We start from the raw sequence: 16,798 nt of genomic DNA, 5'->3' as shown, positions 1-16,798 counted from the left end.
TGCTCGGTTGATAGCAAGCCCGCATGCCAGTAGGCCGAGCATTTGTTCCTTGCCAGGCTTCCTCCGACATTGCCGGGGAAAGGATGACCATGACCAAAAACATCAACTCCATTGTCCTCGCGCTCTGGGGTAAGGGCGGCTCGGGCAAGACATCGACCGCACTTGCCCTGGCGAGCCTGGCGGCCGCCGAGGGCCGCCGCGCCATAGTCCTCGATGCAGACCCGCAGCGTTCGGCCAGCGAATGGCACGCGGTGAGCACGAACCCCGCCTTCGCCGTGCATAGCACCGAAGTTGGGGCGGTTGCGGCTCTGCTGGAGCGGGCCAAATCGCGCTACGACTTGGTGATCATCGATAATCCACCGGCCCGCTACAGCGGCTCCACCGCCATTGTCGAGAAAGCCGGCATGTCGCTGATCTGCGCACGTCCGTTTCTCTTTGATGTCACTTTGGCTCTGGAATGGGTGCACGTCCTGAAGAACGCTCATACAACGCCGCTGGTCGCGCTCAACGCCGCGCCACCTCTGCGCCTTGATATGGAATCCCCGGCTGTCCGCATCGCACGCGAGCGCCTCAAATCTGCAGGCGCCACGCTTTGGCGCCACCAGATCACCCACCGTCTCGCCTATCCGGAGTTGATCCATCGCGGCATGACCATTGCCGACCTGTCCGCCGATGCCCCGGCCCGCGCCGACTACGAACGCCTGTGGTCGGCCATTTGCAAGTGGAACACGTAAATGCCGATGAACACGTCGCCGCAATCGCCCCTCCGCGTAACCGCGATCGCGCCTGACCTAGCGGAAGAAACCCAGGCACGTGCCCAGATCTGCTACCGGCTGTCCCGCGAAAGGCGCGACATGCTGCACCGCCTCGCGCTCGACCGTCGCACGAACCTGCAGGGTCTTCTCGATGAGGCCGTTGGCGACCTCCTCGCCAAGTTGCAGGCGGACATGTGAGCGTCAACCCGTGCTGTCTTGCTAGCTTGCGGTATTGCGGGGCTGCTATCGGGACAGCGGGCAAGCGAGTGATGGTGTTCTCGCGCTAGCCGCGATCCGCCCATTGCGGTCATTCCGGCTCTCACTCCGTATTCCTAAAAGCTGCCGCTACTAACGAGCCCGACGAAGGAATAACTTGGGATGGAGAGCAGTCATGCCGATCGAATAGAAGCATCGACAGAAGCACCAGGCATCGACCATGACCTGCGACCCTCTTTGAATTGGCTGGGTCATGTACGGAGGTAGACGGAGTGGACATTTCGGCCATCCAGGCGAAGGTGGGTCGCGTCCTCGGTCCGATGAGGTCGGCGCCTGCGGACAGTGTCACCACGCAGTTTCACGTGTCGACGAAGCGCACTGTCTCTGGGAACGCTCTTCCGCCCTATTATCTCGTCTACTTCCTGTTGGTCGAGCTGATGGGCTTTCGCAACGACGGCCGCTTCGACAAGGTCGCATGGTCGGTGCCGATCGAGCATCAGGGCCGCATCTTGGTTATCGAGCACCGCAAGTTCGGCCTGGGCGTGTTCGCTCCAGACACGGAGGAGGATGCTGCCGCGGTAGCCGACGTCGCTCGACGGCTGGGGAAGGCTGTAAAGGCGGCGGAGCCGTATTTCGACATGCTGGCCCAAGAGGCGGCGGGGCTATCAAAGCTCAACGTACACAATCACTCGAACGCCCTGCTCGAGCGCTACCGCTACTTCGGCGAACTGTACGCGGCCAAGAAGGCCGAAGCAGAAGTTCGCAGGGACGAAAAAGTTCGTGTGGAGCACGGCTCGGGCTTCAGCTATCGCCGACCGGTTTTCGGCCTGCTGCGGGAGGAAAGGTGGCTGGCCCTCGCCACGATAGAGAGCTTTTTTAGCTGGACGGAGCACGTGCTCATCCTGCTTTCGATTCTTCGTGGCACGACTTTGACCGGCGAGGAGGTGACCAAGCTCGCAGGGGCCGATTGGGACACGAAGTTCAAGGCTGCGCTGGACACCAACGAACCCGAGACCAAGCGTTATTACGATGGCCTTAAGCTCATTCGCAGCCAGCTTCGCAACGTCGTAGCCCACGGCGCTTTCGGCAAGGATGGGCAAGCCTTCGACTTCCACAGCCCGGCAGGGGCGGTGCCCATGATGATGCCCCACAATCACAACGGCCGTTTCCGGTTTGGTCATGTGCTAGGCTACGTAGACGGGGAAGCGATAGAACTGATGGCCGGCTTCGTCGAGCACCTCTGGTCAGGCGACCGTGGCCCGGCTCGGATCTATATCGAGAATGACCTTCCCCTAATCCTGACCATGGCGGCCAATGGGGAGTACGCGCGCGCCATGGCGTCAACTGACCGGATGGATGCGCTCGTCAATCACCTTCAAGCCGTGATGGATCGCAGCATGGACATGGACTTCTAAAGACGTGCACGCGAACAGCATACTATCCTCCACACCCCACCGATGCGTTTGCTACGGCAAAGCATTGAATCGACCCAGCGTCTGAAAAGGCATCACACTCAGGCTTATCGTCCAGCACCTTCATCATTTTTCGCTCAATCTTCCTCGGCACCCTGAATATCTGCAACGCGGCCATTCCGGTCTCTAGACGAGCGTTCGGGGATTCCATAAATGGACATGGGTGCTTTGCCGACCGGTGACCATTTCGGCGTGGGAAGCGGACTGGATGCTTTGCGCTGCAAGTTGAGTCACCGACAGTTCGCTACTCCCGACCGCAGCTGCTGCGCGTCACTGTGGTATTGACGAACCGGATGCCGGCACGGCTCCCGCGAAGATCAACGCTGGATCGCCATAGAGCGACAGAGCAAGTGTGGTCTCGGGCGCGTAGCCGAGTCCGTTGCTCACCGCCTGGTTAGCTGCGAACACGGCCTCGTCCAACCTCTGGCCATTGGTCCAAGCGTCAAGGAACGTTGGAAGCCAATGGTATGTGACCCGGGAGTCGAGGGGCCAGGGCGACGCGATGACAGCGCTGGATCCCTTCTCTAGCACCTTCTTGGCGAGCCCGAAGGTCGATGCCGCCCCCGGGACCTTGTCTGCCCGTCCTGCACTGCAGACGAAGAGTACCGCGACGCGCACGTTGCGAAGCTTGGAAGCAAGGTCGTTTGCGGAAACGACCAAGTCGCCCTCATCGCGCAACCGCTGAAACTGTGAACTATCGCCGAGGCTGCCGTGGGCGGTGACGATGGCAAGTTCGGCCCCGGTGAAATCCTCAGGAAGTTGATCGGACTCGTCGAGATCGACTCCGTGCTTGGCGAACGTTTCGGCCAGTCGTTCCGAAACCATCGCGAGCGTAAAACCACCCTCGGTTCTTGACGAGATCCAGGCCTTCAGTAGGCCATTGCTGCCAGCCGGATTCTCCCTCGACGCGTTGAGCCAGGATAGGGAAGGCACAGCCGAAATGGGTCGGACTTGGCCGGCAAAGGTGTCCCCGACTCTCAGAAGGTTGGCAGGAAATATCTGGAGATCGCTGTCCGCGACGACGACAACTGGTCCGTCAGGCAGACTAGTGACTCTAAGATGCTCAGTCGTCGTATAGAAGAAATTGGCGGTCGCGCCGTCATCGACGCCATATCCAAAGGGAAGCGTTTCCTTCCAGGTCTCGAAAGCAGCGGACGAGAACACGTCCGCTGGCTCACGCACGTATGAACCCTCGCCATTCACCCAGGTCGTCCGCGCCAAACGGCCGTTGCTGTCGAGCCCCAGCGCAACAACGGCGCACTCCGCAGACACGGCAGCAGCGATGGCTGCGGGCCGACCAGAATCGGTAAGCGACGGGACCGGTCGAGATGTCGTCTCCCAGCCGGGCAGCGGCATCCCGCGATCAGCAAGAAGCTCGGTCAGGAATGTGGCAATGGTGGCGTCGAGTTCATCGCCTTCGTTCCACAGCATTCGCTTTGCCAAGAACGCGACATTGCGCGCGTCGAAGCCCGCGTCCTCCGCGTAACGAGCGGATTCCTGCATCGCGTAGAGCGTGAACAAGGCGTCACCGTCAGCTCGGCTCGACCCGAAGCCACGCGCCAAGATCGAACCGCGCCGCGAAGCTAGAGGAAGCAATGCGTTGAGTGCCTCAATGGCCGTCTCGCCCACGGATATGCCGTTTGCATTTGCCAAGGAGATGATCTGCGCCAACTGGACGAGGGCGGGATCGGGATGGTCCTCTGTGGCCTCGCGTGCGCACTCGACTGCGCGGTACAAGAGAGCCGTCACGGCAGCGGGAGAAGGATTGGGGTCGCTGGCCAGTTCGGTGAAGTCGATCGAGAGGCCGATCAAACGAGTCCGGTGGGAATTCGCTTCTTCCAGTCCTAGACGCCGCAGTACGGCGGCTGCCCCCTGATGCGCCTGCCGTGCCGGATCGAACAAGCCGAGTTCGCGGAAGATGCGCGCAACGCCATTCATTTCTGACCACGCCGCCTCACCGTCGACATTGGTTTCGCCTGCGGCCGCGCAAGCGAAACCGACGAGGCTTTCTATATGGCTACCGATACGCAGATAGATGTCTGCAAAAGCGAACCAGCCTTGACGTCGCCGCTGCCCGCCCCCCCTCGAAACGCGAAGCGCCTGTTCGGCCAAATCCCTCGCCTGTTGCGAGCGTCCCGCAGAGATGTATCCTGCAGCCGCGAACCTCATCGCGGAAAGGTCGTAGTTTTGGCGCTGGGTATGGGCATTGATGGAGCTGACGACGCTGAGCAGAAGGTTGAGTGTCTTGACGTCATCATCATCACTGGCTTCTGCGGCGACGCGATCGATGACATGCATCAGGTTGATCGCGAGGCGGTCAGGGTCACCAGAGATCAATTCCCGTGGAATCGTGGTCTGCCCGATGAGCACCGTCCCTCGCTCCTCCAGCCAGTCGACCGCCGGCCGAATTTCTTGAACAGAGAACGACTCGTCAAAACCGGTGTCCAAGGGACCGTCCGTTGAGAGGTCCAGCGGACGCGACAGCAAGGAAAGCGTGACGAAGGCCAGGTATGTCTTGCCCGTGTGCCCCGTCTTCTCGAATGAGAAGAGGCTTTCCAGACGGACACGAAGGCCCGCTTGATCCGGGTGAGCCGAAAGGAAGGTGACTGCTAGCTGCAGGCCATTCAAGATCAAGTCTCTGTCGGCCTCTTCCTGCTGCCGTAAGATCAGGGCCTCCATCGCTTCGATGAGCAGGCCGATGTGCCGTTCCTCCTTCTCGGCAGCTCCCATTATCAGATCGGCAGCGTCTCGAAAGGCGGCAGACACCATGGCGCGTCGTGCCAAGAGAAAGCGAATGTCGCCTGCGCGAGCACCGTGCTCTTCCTCGACCTTGGCCACGGCATCGAGATATGATGTCGTCTCGGACAGCGCATCCGCTAATGCTTGGTAGAACCTCGCGCCATCAGGATCGACACCGGCGATGTCCTGAGCGAGTTCCTGGAAATGACCCTCAGTTCGCAGTCGCATCAGACGCCGATTAATCAGGGCGCCGTGGCCAGGATAGATATCTGCGAGTCGTGCTTCGGCCAGATCTGCCGATCGGCGGTCTGAGCTACTCCCCGAAAATGGGACGCTGACGTAAGCTAGGAATTGTTGTCTGCTGGTCTTCGACGATGGAGATCAGAGATGTCGAAACGCAAGCAGCATTCGCCCGAGTTCAAGGCGAAGGTCGCCCTGGAAGCATTGAAGGGCGAAGAGACGGTATCGGAATTGGCGAGCCGGTTCGGAATTCACCCCACGATGATCCACCAATGGAAACGGGCGTTGCTCGAAGGGGCATCGGGTGTGTTCGAGCGCGGCGGGCGCAAAAGGCCTGAGATTGACGATGAACAGGTCAAGGATCTGCATGCCAAGATCGGAGAGCTGGCCGTCGCCAACGATTTTTTGTCCAGAAAGCTCAAGCCTTGGGGCGGGAAGTGAGGCGAGGGATGATAGAACCTGATCACCCCGTGCTCTCAATTGGCAAACAGTGCACGCTGCTGTCGATCGCGCGCTCTTCGTTCTACTACACGCCGAAAGGCGAGACCGAGATCAACCTTGCCCTGATGCGCAGGATCGATGGGCAATTCCTGGAAACGCCCTTCTTCGGAGTCCGGCAGATGACCTGGCACCTGCGCAATGAAGGTCACGTGATAAACGAGAAGCGCGTGCGTCGGCTGATGCGGCTCATGGGCCTGATGCCGATTTATCAGAAGCCCAATACCTCGAGACCAGCCAAGGGGCACAAGATCTGGCCCTATCTTCTGAAGGGGTTGAGGGTGGAGCGCCCGAACCAGGCCTGGGCTGCGGATATCACGTATTTACCGATGCGCCGGGGCTTTCTCTACCTGGTGGCCATCATGGACTGGCACACCCGCAAGGTCTTGGCATGGCGCATCTCGAACACGCTGGAGGCAGACTTCTGCATCGAGGCGTTGAACGAGGCGGTCCACAAGTTCGGTCCGCCCGAGATCATGAACACCGATCAGGGGAGCCAGTTCACGTCCTTTGCCTGGACCGATCGGTTGCGACGAATGGGGGTGCGCATCTCCATGGATGGCAAGGGCCGGTTCCTCGACAACATCTTTGTCGAGCGGCTCTGGAGAACCCTCAAATACGAATGCGTCTACCTGCACGCCTGGGAGACCGGGTCACAGGCCCGCGCCGGCGTCCGCGAATGGGTGGACTTCTATAATAACCGACGCCCTCATTCCGCCCTTGGCGGAAAACCGCCTGCCGTGATCTATTGGCAGCGCATTGACCAAAACCAACCCGACCAGCAGGTGCAACGAGTAGCTTAATTTACGCCAAAAGCTGTCCAACGATTGGGGAGTAGCTCAGTCGTCTATTTCGTCCGCTACCAAAGCAGCCGTCAGGAGTTCTTCCACCGTTGCGAGTCCTGGCAATGCGAGGTTCAGGAGACGGCCGGCGAGAACAAGCGCGCCACAGTCGGATGCTATGCGAGCCAAGCGAAGCTTCAACGGAGCATCGAGCTCCGCAAGGTAAGTTACGTTCTCGATCGCCTCAATCGTTTGGCCGTATAGCCCCGCACGGTACAGCACCTGAAGCCGATAGACTTCACGCGCACGCAACGGCCATTCGGTCGCACCTTCGATCTCGTCGAGAACCTCGCCAATGCGCCCCTCGGCGAGAAGTCCATCCCAGCGTGCGATGTTCCTGGCGATATAGGCGTCTGCGGGCTGGGCCTCAATGCCCATCAGTCCGACGCCATCGAGGGACTGAAGCAACTTCCTCAGGGTCTCATTGCTCGGCAGGTCCCGGCCTGCTTCCAATATGATCGGCAGCGAGCGGCGCTTGCTAACGTCGAGGAGCATGCGAGCTAGGTTGTGCACCTGCGGAGCCCATACGTCTTCGGGCACGGCAGCGGATGCAAGGTCGACCGCCGCAAGGTCTTCCACGCGGAAGTCCGCGGCGCGCAGGATGATGAGTGCTGAGTTCTCCGGCAGGCCATCAGCGAGCTCCACCAGCACCTCAGCGCGTAGGTCCACTGGCTCAAAGCTGACCCATTGCGTCGGCTCCACGCCAACCGGCAGCTTGGTGTTGTTGCTTTCGACTTGGACAGCGATACTTGCAAGGAGTTTAGCCGCCGCGTCGCCCGTCATCGCGGTCTTGGGATAGGCGATGAAGACGCGCGAGAATGGCGAGCGGCCGCTTTCCGGGTGCGTTGCGCCGCCGACCATCGTCAGCATGAGCGCCAGTGCTTTGGAAGCGCGGATGGTGCCGAGGCAGAACAGATCGATGCCAACCAGGGAGAAGCCGTTGGCGGAGTAGTAGCCCCTCAAGGCTTCTTCGATGGGATCGGGGTCGGTAAGGGGGGAGGCAGTTGCGTCGGCCATCTGACGAATTCTTCGAGTCCATTCGATCGCAGACGCTAGCCCTCGCCGAATGAAATTAACAGCGAGAGTAGCTTTGCCGCGATTTTAGTCGGTCCTACGGCCAGAAATCCACAGAGGCCAAGCGACACTCCTTCGACAATTGCGCAACTTCGCCGGATGGCAGTGATGTATGAGCTGATAGAGGTATCTCAGGCTGTCTCGACAAAAACACCCTAGCGAGCATGCATACGATCATCGTCAAATAGAAGCAAAGTCAGCGTCTCATTGCCCGGCACTCGGATCGACTGTTCGCGAACTTCATACCAGCTCGCATCGTGCCGATCGAACCAGGCATCGGCCCCAATCTTCATTGGCAAGTTGATTTCGGGCTTACCGCCGAACTGGACATCGAAGGCGGGACTGTCGGCGCTAAGCTGTTCCTGCGGAAACCATCGGTCGTCGATCATTTGGGAACGTACGAACCACTTGCGCCCTCCAGCTCCGTGACAAACGAGCATTGCTGGAACGCGTTTGCCCTCGACTACCCGGATTGCAGCCGCAGTAACGCTGGTGTTGAAGGTCTTGGCCACGTTTCGGAACATGGCGAAGTTGACTTTTCCAGCGGCTCGCACTGCAGGATCAAACAGGAACCGGGGCATCAGCAGGTCAGCCGCATAACGATCAGCCGCCCGCTCCGAGTTGTTCGCCAGCGGATTGCCGATCTCGTCGCTCCCGCAGACCAGGCACTTTCCACGGTCATGGTGCCAATGGCCAAGTTCGTGCCCGAGCGAAAACCGGCGCCGGCCCGGCGTAGCGTCTTCCCTGATCGTCACGATCGCACGATCTGCGGTGCCAACGATGCGGGCCTCGCAGTTGTCGAGCGGGGCGTATTTGACCTTCACCCCCACCGTCCAGGCAATCGCGTCCAGATCGATATCGACCGGGTCCTGCACACCCAGACCAATCAGCAGCCGCTCGGCAGGGGCCAACTGGTTCACTCGCTTCCCTCGTCCGTGATCCCAAGCTCCTCGAGATCGGCAAGCAAGGACAGCACATCGCTATCGGACATGCCGTTGCCCTTGCGTGCAGCCATCGTCAGCTTGGCCGTGGCGCTTGGGAAGCGTTGCATGATCGTGTCCAGTTGCCGGCGGGCGGCCGCCGGATCTTTTGCACTTTGTCCTGCACGTCGTTGGGCGTCCGCGTTAACGGCTTCTCGGGCGGCCATCAACCGCCGACGACCCTGAGCAAGCTCGGCCTTGCCGAACAGTGCACGCATGCGGCCGGCGATGGCCTTTGGGTCATCTCCCCGTTCCTTCACCTCTTTTAGCAGGTCCTCGTCCGAGGTCTGCAAAATGTCTTCGACGAGCATATCGACCAGCCGGCCGATTGGGTCACTCTCGCTGTTGGTGCTACTCATAACATCCACCCGTTCGGGTATGCTGCGTCTACTCTACGCCGGAACTTCCTGCGCATCGAATTGAAGGCGGTGCCATTCAGCCCAGTGTATGCTCGCAGCTCTTCACCTTCGAGGCCCGCCATCACGCCATCAGCGAAGTCGCGGGCCACCGTGTCATCACTGAACAAATCCAGGATCGCTGCCTCAACAACCTTGGTCGCCTCCGCCTCGCCGAGCGCCTGCTCGGCGGTCGGTGACGCGTCAGGCGGTTCAAAGGGCACGCTCTTTCCGTCCTTGCCAGTCGTCTTGTGATCGATGGGCAGCAGACGTCGTGCCTTCTGGCGGATGCCGGAGGAGACGCTGCGCATCGCTTCTGCGAGAAAGGCAACAGGATCCACGCCTCGGGGGCATTTTCGCTTGCCCTCCGTGACCCGGAAAATTGCTTCGTTGATCAGGTCGTCTTCCAGGGAGCCACAAACCTTGCTGTGGAAGCGGCCAATCTCGTGAAGCCGGACCCATTGTGCGTCCGTCAGCCCGTGAAGCACTGACATGAATTCGTCGACGCTTAACGCGTCCGACTCTTCGGCTGCATCCTGCAGCATGGGTGCACGTCCTTTCCCCCTCCCTGGACAACAGTGCGATCCAGGAAACCTTCCTCGGACATCCCCAACGAAAAAAATCGCATGTCCGAATGGCCGCTGCAGCCGCGCACATCTCGTCAGTAGCAACACTGCCCGAAAGGCAAGCGAAAATGACTAGCCAGAACGCCGCGGGCAATCGCCCCGCCAACAGCACCATCACTATCCAGATCGCGGGTCTCGACCTGAATTTCAAGGCCGTCAGTATCGTCGATCCAACGCCGACCGGCGCCCAGATCGCGGCGGCCGCCGAGGTCCTGCCCGACAACGACCCGTTCGTCCTGCGCTTCCTCGACGACGGCGAGCTTGTGCCGATCCTCGCATCGGAAGTCGCGCCGATCGATGACGTCAACGACCGCTTCGTCGTAACGAGCGCAGACCGCGCTTTCCGGCTCAAGGTCGACGGCGAACAGTACGACTGGCCGGCGCAGTACGTCACCGGCAAGACGGTGCGCAAGCTCGCTGGCATCGCGAACGATCTCCAGCTGATGCTGTCCGTCGAGAATGAGCCCGACACGGTGATCGGCAACCGCGACCTGGTTGACCTTGCCGTGGCGGGCGTGGAGCGCTTCTACACAGTCCACGAGACGTGGAAGATCAAGGTCCAGGACACCGTCATCCAGTCCGACCTGCCAACCATCAAGGTTCGCGATGCCATGAACAAGGCAGGCTTTGACCCCGCCCAGCCCTGGCACATCTTCCTCAAGGTCGCCGGCCAGCCGAAGCAGGAAGTCGGACTCGACTTCGATGTCGACCTGCGCACTCACGGCATCGAGAAACTGCGCCTGACGCCCAGGGACGTCAACAACGGGGAGGCCGGTAACGGCTTCCGCCTCCTCGGCGTCGATGAGGCGTTCCTCGCGCAGTCCGGCTGGCGTTGGCGCACGGTGCTGGACCAGGGCCGCCGTTGGCTGATCATCGACGACTACCGGTTGCCGCCGGGTTTCTCGTCGACGGCCGTCGCCATGGCGCTCGAGATTCCCAATACCTATCCGGGTGCACAGATCGACATGTTCTATGTGGCGCCCGTGCTGCTGCTCGCGAACGGCAACCGGATCGGCGCGACCGAGACGCTGATCACCATTGGTGGCGTCACTTATCAGCGCTGGTCGCGCCACCGCGGCCAGGCCTCGCCCTGGAACCCCAAGATCGACAACGTTCGCACCCACCTGACGCTCGTCGATGGTGCGCTGAGCCGTGAGGTCAATCAGTGACCCAGCCCTCAGCTCTTGTGATCCCCGCCGGCGTCCACGCCGGCCTCAAAGCTCACCTGTTTCCTGGCGACGGCTGCGAAGCCGCCGCCATCCTGCTTTGCTCCCGGTCTCCCGGCGTGCGGAAGCGCCTTCTTGCGCAGCGCCTCATCCCGGTGCCCCACGGCGACTGTGCCACGCGCACCCCCGACTACATCTCCTGGCCCGGGCGCTACCTCGAAGACGCCATCGATCGCGGCGAGGACGAGGGACTATCCGTTGTCCTCGTTCATTCGCACCCTGGTGGCTTTTTTGCCTTCTCGCATGTCGACAACGAGAGCGACGCGGTCACGGTTCGTGCCCTTCATGCCGCCTATGAGGCAGATCACGGTTCGGCCATCATGATGCCGTCGGGCGCAATCCGGGCTCGCATGTACCGCGACGGCATCGCCACCGACCTCGACTTGGTCATCGTCCCTGGCGATGACATCCTTACCTACTGGGCCGACCGAGACGAGAACCAGCGGGCGCCAGTTGCCTTCACTTCGGAGATGACCGCGCAGAACAGTCGGCTTTCCGTGCTGGTCATCGGCGCCTCGGGTACTGGCTCGCCGACGATTGAGCAGCTGCTCCGTCTCGGGTTCGGCCGGGTCGTCGGCGTGGAATATGACTTCACCGAATTCAAGAACCTCAACCGCATCCTCAACACCACCATCGCCGACGCGAAGACTGAAGTCCCCAAGGTTCAGGTCATGCTTCGGGCTGCAGAGAGCCACCGTGGGCAGGGAGTATTCGTTCCTGTCGAGCGGTCAATCCTTGATCGCGAAGCCGTCCTGGCGGGCGCCGACTGCGATTTCATCTTGTGTTGCGTCGATACCCTTGAGGCGCGATACATTGCCGACCTTATGGGCTCGGCCTTCTTGATGCCCATCATTGATTTGGGCGTCGTTATTCCGACCCGTCAGGCGTCTGCCAAGACGGTCATCGCGGACGTGTGCGGACGCGTCGACTATGTCTATCCAGGTGGCTCTACCCTTGCGGACCGCGGCGTCTACACGCCGGAGGCGCTGGAAGCGGAATATCTCAAGCTGAATGCTCCCGACGTCCATCGTGAGAAGGTGAAGGAAGGATACATCAAGGGCATGGTGGAAGAGGCTCCCTCGGTAATCTCGCTCAATATGCGGACATCCGCGGCGGCAGTGAACGAACTCCTTGCCCGGCTTTATCCCTTCCGCCACGAACACAATAGTGGCTATGCGCGGACCTTCTTCAGCCTCGCCGCGGCCGAGGAGGACCATACGGCCGAGGGCAAGTTCAAGCGCGGTGACGACGTGGAGTTGGCAACTGGCGATCGCGAGCCGCTGCTTGGGCTCCCGGCCCTGGGGGCATAGCAATGATCCTTATCGATATAGCGGCCAAGTGGATACGGGCCGAGTATGCCCGTTGGCAAAAGCGTATCCGCGGTCTGTTCGAGCGCTGGCGGCCGCCTTTTCGGCTGCAGGTCGTGGATGGCGACAGCCTGCCACCTGTGGTTCCGGTTGGCGCGCTCGTCCTGGCTCGCGACGGGAACGAAGACTGGTGCGTCGGGATGAAGTGCCCGTGCGGCTGCGGCAGAACAATCGAGCTCCTGCTGATCCCCGAAGCCAAGCCGCGATGGTCGCTTTCGTTGGACCCGGCGGGACTGCCGTCGCTGTCGCCATCGGTGTTCCTCAGGGACGGCTGCAGAGCTCACTTCTGGCTCAGGGGCGGAAGAGTAACTTGGACTTGAAAACCGAGATCGCAAATCTTCAGCCTCTCGGCGGCATTGCGATACCGGGTATGAGCAATTGCCGCGATAGCCTTATGAAATTGGCGGGCGCTGGTTTGGCGCCCGGCCTCCGCTGCGAACCTGCAGCGCTCACCAAATCGATCTGACGTTCCCGACAGAGCAGCATGATGCTGGCCTCCATCTGGTCTCGGGTAGCGGCGGTGTCGTTTGCGATTCCCTCGATGAGGTGACCCACGGTCGGAACGCCTTGCCGTTCAAGGGCTTCGATCCGGTACGGCAACTGGTCGATCATCGCCGTTTCGATGTCGGCTTGGGCCTGGACGTCGAAACCGAAGTCGAAGGCGACGCCGTCCGCCCAGTGCGGGTCAAAGCCAAGCATGTTGAGACCTGCGGCGCCGCGGTGAAGCGACGTGTTTCCCACGGTCCAGTGGCTCTCAACCATCACATTTCTCGCGGTGACGATTTTCGATAGGTGGACGAGCCATAAGTTGCGATCGGCTTGCTGCGACCTCAGAAAGAACGGCGTGAAAAACGGCGCGCCGGTCATTTGTTGGATGTCCCTCGCGAGTAGCCGAGGAATGACGTACTGATAGCCTGCTTCGCCGCGGGCTTCGACATACTCGGCAAGCTGCTGCCCCTGAATACCTATTTTCGCCATGGCGCTCGCGAACGCCGGCCCCTCATTGAGGTAGGACAGCAACCAGTCGACCGCGAAGGTCAGCAACACTTCTGCCTTGGGCAAATCTGACAGAATGGTCCGGATGGTGGCGAACTGGACTTGATTCCACCCCTTCTGGTCCAAGACGAATAGTGACCGACCAGCGCGTTGGCGGGAACGAATTCCATTTAGAACCTCCGCCCATAAAGCCTCGAACTCGCCGCGGAGAATGACGATGCGGCCAGAGTTAATGTCGTCGCCATAGCCCTTGTCGGTGAGGGTCTGACGCAGATAACCCACTGCATCCTTATTGGCGTCGATGAAGTAGAACTTCGCATCGAGGATCAGGGGCTTTCGCCTGCTTTCGTTGAGCCGGCGTTCGGCTCGTTTAACCGCCTCCAGGAGCACCAAGGGTGAGCCGGGACGTTCTTCCCCGAAAAGCTGATACCTGCCGCCCCCGGAAAACCCGTCGACCAATGTAATGGCGATGTTGTCGATCTGGGGCTGAGAAGAGACGGTCACAAAGTACCGATCTAGATAGGCTGCAAGCAGTTCGAGCTTGGCATTGCTGTGGCTCTCGATCTTCGGCGCTGATTGACCAACTACCCATCGAAAGCCGTCTCTTGTCATGCGCTGCCCCCCGATGGCGCATGACTCCACGAAATGTCGCGCTTAGCAAGCGGGACTGACTGTCGGTAGTTCATCCCAAGTTTGGTCTCGATAGGTCCTGCCGGTGACCTTCTTGTTCTTGCCGCCCCACTGTTTAAAGAAGAACGCGGTACCCGTTCTACGGCAGGCGTCGTGGATTTCATCGACCCAGGTCGGGTCCATTGGGCGTGCATCGGGCCCGGACTCGCCGCCGATAATCGCCCAATGGATGTCGAGCAATTCCGCGCCCGCGACAGATCCGATCAGTGGCTCGAATGATACGAACCTGACGGCAGCGGGTACTTGGCGGAGGCTATCGAGCCGATGGACAACCCGACCGTCCTCGACGCTGGTTCCCAGCCAGACGTTGGGCAGTACGGCGAATTCGGCAGTCGAAAGGATCTCCGCCATCCGCTCCGGTCGCTTGGTCAATATCTGATAGGTGTGGTGCGGCGTGGCTGCCATCGTGGTCCATACCTGGGCGATGAAATCTGCCGGCACATCCGGATGGAAGAGGTCGGACATGGAGTTGACGAAGACCTTGCGCGGCTTCTTCCACGTCGTGGGCATAGCCAGCGCCTGCGGGTCCAGGACAATCTTACCTGTCCATTTTGCTCGCCCACCACTCTTGCGGGTGGTCCCAACATATTTGTCGACGCCCATGGCTTCGAGGCGCGCCGCCATTCGCATGGCATAGCAGTTGGTGCATCCGGCGGTAGCGATGGTGCAACCGGCGACAGGGTTCCAAGTCGCGTCGGTCCATTCGATTGAGGTTTCGGCCACTCTAGCTATCTCCTCTCGCCATCATGGTCACTAGGCGTAAACAAACCATGCCAATGAGGCTTCGATGCGAGCACTGCGCGTCAATTTGGACAGTCCGCTATTTGAGACTTGAGAACCAAAAGCGGTCCGTCTGCTTTAATTCGGTCCAATACCAGCCTCCTCCGCGACTTCATGGACCATGGTTCGAGACGTCGAGCCAGCACAGTATGGCGTTTCGGGACTCCGAACCGCCCGATGATCAAAGGCCAATGTGGCTTCCCGGCTATTTCAGGTTGAAAGGCCAAGAGGACGCGGCATGAATCGTCCTCTCCGGATAAGTTTCATCCTTCTGAGCCCGGGTGCACCTGAGCCAATGGGCAATGTCATCCTTATCGATACCAGCAGCCAAGGCCATCTTCGCCACCGCAAAATCAACTTCGGAAGCGGATGCCGCATTCGGCGACCTTCGCCCGTCAGCCACCTCGCGCAGGATGCGGTTCTTCTGTGCCAAATGGATGGCCTGCAACTTGTTCGTGACCTCCAGTGTCGGCTCGGTGGACCTGACCGCCGCGGAACGCGGCGGTTTGGGCGCGGCGCCTGCCGCCGCCCCGGCTGTGTCGAACCTTGAAACCTGGTGAATCAGTTCGACCCCCTTGCTGGCCACGCACCCGGGGCGGGCCTCGGTCAGCTTCACAAAGGGAAACTTGCCGTCCTCCAACCGATGCTTAGCCTTCCTGTTGGTAAAACCCGGCAGGCGACCGGGCTGGCGCGGGCTGACTGCGCGTTCGTCACCGCCGTAGTCATTGGCCAGGCGGCGCACGACCTGGGTCAGGAGGCCATAGTCGACCGCGCCATTGGCGATGAGTTTGACCCAAGCCTGGAAATTTGCAGGACTCGTCTCGATGACCAGACAGGGTTCAAAGCCATCGCGCGACAGCTGCTCGACGGCATCGATGGTGAGATCATCGAGCATGACCATGCCAGGGTGCGCGTCTCGCGAGAAGGGGCCAACGCGCATGAAGATATTGCCGCCCCGCGTGTTGGCCGATGCGAGGCGGGGCACCATCGCGAGAATTTCGTCGGCATGGAGATCGCGATTGGTCCATATGCCGACGCTACGATCCGCGCCGGGTTTGGGCGGGAAGACCATGCCGATGTCCAGTGATGCATTGAGTGCGACGATCGTGGCCTTGACCACACGTTGTGTTGCAGGGTGCACCATCAGATGTTCACCCCCGCGATGCGGCCGCGAAGCAGGACGTGACCGAGGCCGTTGAGTTTGCGGGCGAGCGGTATGGGACCAAGGTTACCCCATTCGGCGGGAATAGGCTCGTCGAGCAGGGAAATGGCCTTGAGGGCCGCGAGCGCCGCTTCCAGCGTTGCCAGAGCATCTTCGAGCTCATCCATGGCCAATGCTACATAGGCATTCAGCTGTCCGTGCCTCGCCTGTTCGCGACGGCGAGCGACATGGGGATTGTCGGCATCAAGTGGCAGCTGAAGATCCAGCATCGCGCAGACCAGCGCGTCGATGGCGCGGTGATTGAGATGAGCATTTTCACCCAGTTCGCGCTCCTTAAGCACCTTCAGCGCCTGCTTGAGGAGTTCCGCTTCATCCTTCAGCTGGCGGCGGGCGCGTGGCACCGGCGTCGGCTTTCCGTTCACCGGCTGTGGGGGCGGGGGAACAATGGTGGGCTCATCCTCAGTGCAGTAATCCGGCGGCGGCGCTGCATGCGTCGCGTCAAAGTTCGGCTCGTCATCGTAGGGAAATTCGTTGTTCATTGAGGTCTCCGGGTTTGGGCCTCCCGAAAACAATCACGCACTCACGCAAGCGAGACCATGAAATCGTCACCGCTTGTGCAGATTCCATAGTCTGTCTTGCCAGGATCCCGAATATTTGGATGGGGTGACGGTGCACGAGCGAGCGAGCGAGCCAGCGATGGTTCTGATATCCGCGCCCTGCGGGCTCGATATCAAAACCAG

Annotated in this window: 16 protein-coding genes; 7 read left to right on the top strand and 9 right to left on the bottom strand. The window is 60.6% G+C overall.

The window, feature by feature from the left end; all coding sequences use genetic code 11:
* Positions 1 to 89: 89 nt before the first annotated feature.
* From K1X15_RS18515 to K1X15_RS18505, 3 genes are all read left to right on the top strand, one after another.
* Entirely contained in the window at positions 90 to 734 is a 645-nt protein-coding gene (locus K1X15_RS18515) for an AAA family ATPase (RefSeq protein ID WP_220305044.1), read from the top strand.
* Positions 735 to 953, top strand: a complete 219-nt coding sequence (locus K1X15_RS18510; RefSeq protein WP_220305043.1) for a hypothetical protein — start codon at positions 735 to 737, stop codon at positions 951 to 953.
* 290 nt (positions 954 to 1,243) lie between these two features.
* Positions 1,244 to 2,386: a hypothetical protein gene (locus K1X15_RS18505; protein ID WP_220305042.1), complete on the top strand. Its 1,143-nt coding sequence runs from the start codon at positions 1,244 to 1,246 to the stop codon at positions 2,384 to 2,386.
* 327 nt (positions 2,387 to 2,713) lie between these two features.
* Here the strand turns inward: K1X15_RS18505 and K1X15_RS18500 are convergent, their stop codons facing one another.
* Complete coding sequence (locus tag K1X15_RS18500) at positions 2,714 to 5,410, bottom strand: CHAT domain-containing protein (RefSeq protein ID WP_220305041.1); 2,697 nt, start codon at positions 5,408 to 5,410, stop codon at positions 2,714 to 2,716.
* 159 nt (positions 5,411 to 5,569) lie between these two features.
* On the opposite strand from K1X15_RS18500, the gene K1X15_RS18495 reads away from it, so the two are divergent.
* A protein-coding gene (locus K1X15_RS18495) for an IS3 family transposase (RefSeq protein ID WP_220303547.1) occupies positions 5,570 to 6,723 on the top strand; the annotation gives its coding sequence in 2 pieces (ribosomal slippage) (positions 5,570 to 5,842 and positions 5,845 to 6,723; 1,152 coding nt in all).
* Positions 6,724 to 6,759: 36 nt separating this feature from the next.
* Here K1X15_RS18495 and K1X15_RS18490 read toward each other — a convergent pair.
* From K1X15_RS18490 to K1X15_RS18475, 4 genes are all read right to left on the bottom strand, one after another.
* Positions 6,760 to 7,779 (bottom strand): hypothetical protein, encoded by a 1,020-nt coding sequence (locus K1X15_RS18490; RefSeq protein ID WP_220305040.1) that lies wholly within the window; start codon positions 7,777 to 7,779, stop codon positions 6,760 to 6,762.
* 212 nt (positions 7,780 to 7,991) lie between these two features.
* On the bottom strand, positions 7,992 to 8,756 hold the full coding sequence (locus K1X15_RS18485; RefSeq protein WP_220305039.1) for an ImmA/IrrE family metallo-endopeptidase: 765 nt from the start codon (positions 8,754 to 8,756) through the stop codon (positions 7,992 to 7,994).
* The gene (locus tag K1X15_RS18480) at positions 8,753 to 9,175 is read right to left on the bottom strand and encodes a hypothetical protein (protein ID WP_220305038.1); all 423 of its coding nucleotides are present in this window, start codon (positions 9,173 to 9,175) and stop codon (positions 8,753 to 8,755) included. Before K1X15_RS18480 ends, K1X15_RS18485 begins: the two co-directional genes overlap by 4 nt.
* A complete protein-coding gene (locus K1X15_RS18475) occupies positions 9,172 to 9,756 on the bottom strand; it encodes an RNA polymerase subunit sigma-24 (RefSeq protein ID WP_220305037.1) in 585 nt (194 codons plus the stop codon). The genes K1X15_RS18480 and K1X15_RS18475 overlap by 4 nt, the downstream gene beginning before the upstream one ends.
* Positions 9,757 to 9,905: 149 nt before the next feature.
* Between K1X15_RS18475 and K1X15_RS18470 the strand changes: the two genes are divergently transcribed.
* The 3 genes from K1X15_RS18470 to K1X15_RS21475 are packed head-to-tail and all read left to right on the top strand — an operon-like array spanning position 9,906 to position 12,750.
* Positions 9,906 to 11,006 (top strand): multiubiquitin domain-containing protein, encoded by a 1,101-nt coding sequence (locus tag K1X15_RS18470; RefSeq protein WP_220305036.1) that lies wholly within the window; start codon positions 9,906 to 9,908, stop codon positions 11,004 to 11,006.
* Positions 11,003 to 12,373, top strand: a complete 1,371-nt coding sequence (locus K1X15_RS18465; protein ID WP_220305035.1) for a ThiF family adenylyltransferase — start codon at positions 11,003 to 11,005, stop codon at positions 12,371 to 12,373. The genes K1X15_RS18470 and K1X15_RS18465 overlap by 4 nt, the downstream gene beginning before the upstream one ends.
* Before the next feature lie 2 nt (positions 12,374 to 12,375).
* A complete protein-coding gene (locus K1X15_RS21475) occupies positions 12,376 to 12,750 on the top strand; it encodes a ubiquitination-like system serine protease family protein (RefSeq protein ID WP_220305034.1) in 375 nt (124 codons plus the stop codon).
* A gap of 19 nt (positions 12,751 to 12,769) precedes the next feature.
* Here K1X15_RS21475 and K1X15_RS18455 read toward each other — a convergent pair whose 3' ends face one another.
* The 4 genes from K1X15_RS18455 to K1X15_RS18440 form a co-directional block, all read right to left on the bottom strand.
* The gene (locus K1X15_RS18455; protein ID WP_220305033.1) at positions 12,770 to 14,038 is read right to left on the bottom strand and encodes a three-Cys-motif partner protein TcmP; all 1,269 of its coding nucleotides are present in this window, start codon (positions 14,036 to 14,038) and stop codon (positions 12,770 to 12,772) included.
* Between the two features lie 42 nt (positions 14,039 to 14,080).
* Positions 14,081 to 14,839 (bottom strand): DUF5131 family protein, encoded by a 759-nt coding sequence (locus K1X15_RS18450; RefSeq protein WP_220305032.1) that lies wholly within the window; start codon positions 14,837 to 14,839, stop codon positions 14,081 to 14,083.
* Positions 14,840 to 15,101: 262 nt separating this feature from the next.
* The gene (locus tag K1X15_RS18445) at positions 15,102 to 16,040 is read right to left on the bottom strand and encodes a DNA-primase RepB domain-containing protein (RefSeq protein WP_220305031.1); all 939 of its coding nucleotides are present in this window, start codon (positions 16,038 to 16,040) and stop codon (positions 15,102 to 15,104) included.
* The gene (locus K1X15_RS18440; RefSeq protein WP_220305030.1) at positions 16,040 to 16,597 is read right to left on the bottom strand and encodes a hypothetical protein; all 558 of its coding nucleotides are present in this window, start codon (positions 16,595 to 16,597) and stop codon (positions 16,040 to 16,042) included. Before K1X15_RS18440 ends, K1X15_RS18445 begins: the two co-directional genes overlap by 1 nt.
* Between the last annotated feature and the right edge of the window lie 201 nt (positions 16,598 to 16,798).

It is taken from the genome of Devosia salina, assembly GCF_019504385.1.
GTDB classification, from domain to species: domain Bacteria; phylum Pseudomonadota; class Alphaproteobacteria; order Rhizobiales; family Devosiaceae; genus Devosia; species Devosia salina.
Note: the sequence above shows the minus strand (reverse complement) of the source record. Positions and strands in the feature narration are given on the sequence as shown.

Coding starts and splice junctions, on each gene's coding strand:
- K1X15_RS18515 (WP_220305044.1), top strand. CDS start 90: ATGACCAAAAACATCAACTCCATTGTCCTCGCGCTCTGGGGTAAGGGC.
- K1X15_RS18510 (WP_220305043.1), top strand. CDS start 735: ATGCCGATGAACACGTCGCCGCAATCGCCCCTCCGCGTAACCGCGATC.
- K1X15_RS18500 (WP_220305041.1), bottom strand. CDS start 5,410: ATGCGACTGCGAACTGAGGGTCATTTCCAGGAACTCGCTCAGGACATC.
- K1X15_RS18490 (WP_220305040.1), bottom strand. CDS start 7,779: ATGGCCGACGCAACTGCCTCCCCCCTTACCGACCCCGATCCCATCGAA.
- K1X15_RS18480 (WP_220305038.1), bottom strand. CDS start 9,175: ATGAGTAGCACCAACAGCGAGAGTGACCCAATCGGCCGGCTGGTCGAT.
- K1X15_RS18475 (WP_220305037.1), bottom strand. CDS start 9,756: ATGCTGCAGGATGCAGCCGAAGAGTCGGACGCGTTAAGCGTCGACGAA.
- K1X15_RS18470 (WP_220305036.1), top strand. CDS start 9,906: ATGACTAGCCAGAACGCCGCGGGCAATCGCCCCGCCAACAGCACCATC.
- K1X15_RS21475 (WP_220305034.1), top strand. CDS start 12,376: ATGATCCTTATCGATATAGCGGCCAAGTGGATACGGGCCGAGTATGCC.
- K1X15_RS18455 (WP_220305033.1), bottom strand. CDS start 14,038: ATGACAAGAGACGGCTTTCGATGGGTAGTTGGTCAATCAGCGCCGAAG.
- K1X15_RS18445 (WP_220305031.1), bottom strand. CDS start 16,040: ATGGTGCACCCTGCAACACAACGTGTGGTCAAGGCCACGATCGTCGCA.
- K1X15_RS18440 (WP_220305030.1), bottom strand. CDS start 16,597: ATGAACAACGAATTTCCCTACGATGACGAGCCGAACTTTGACGCGACG.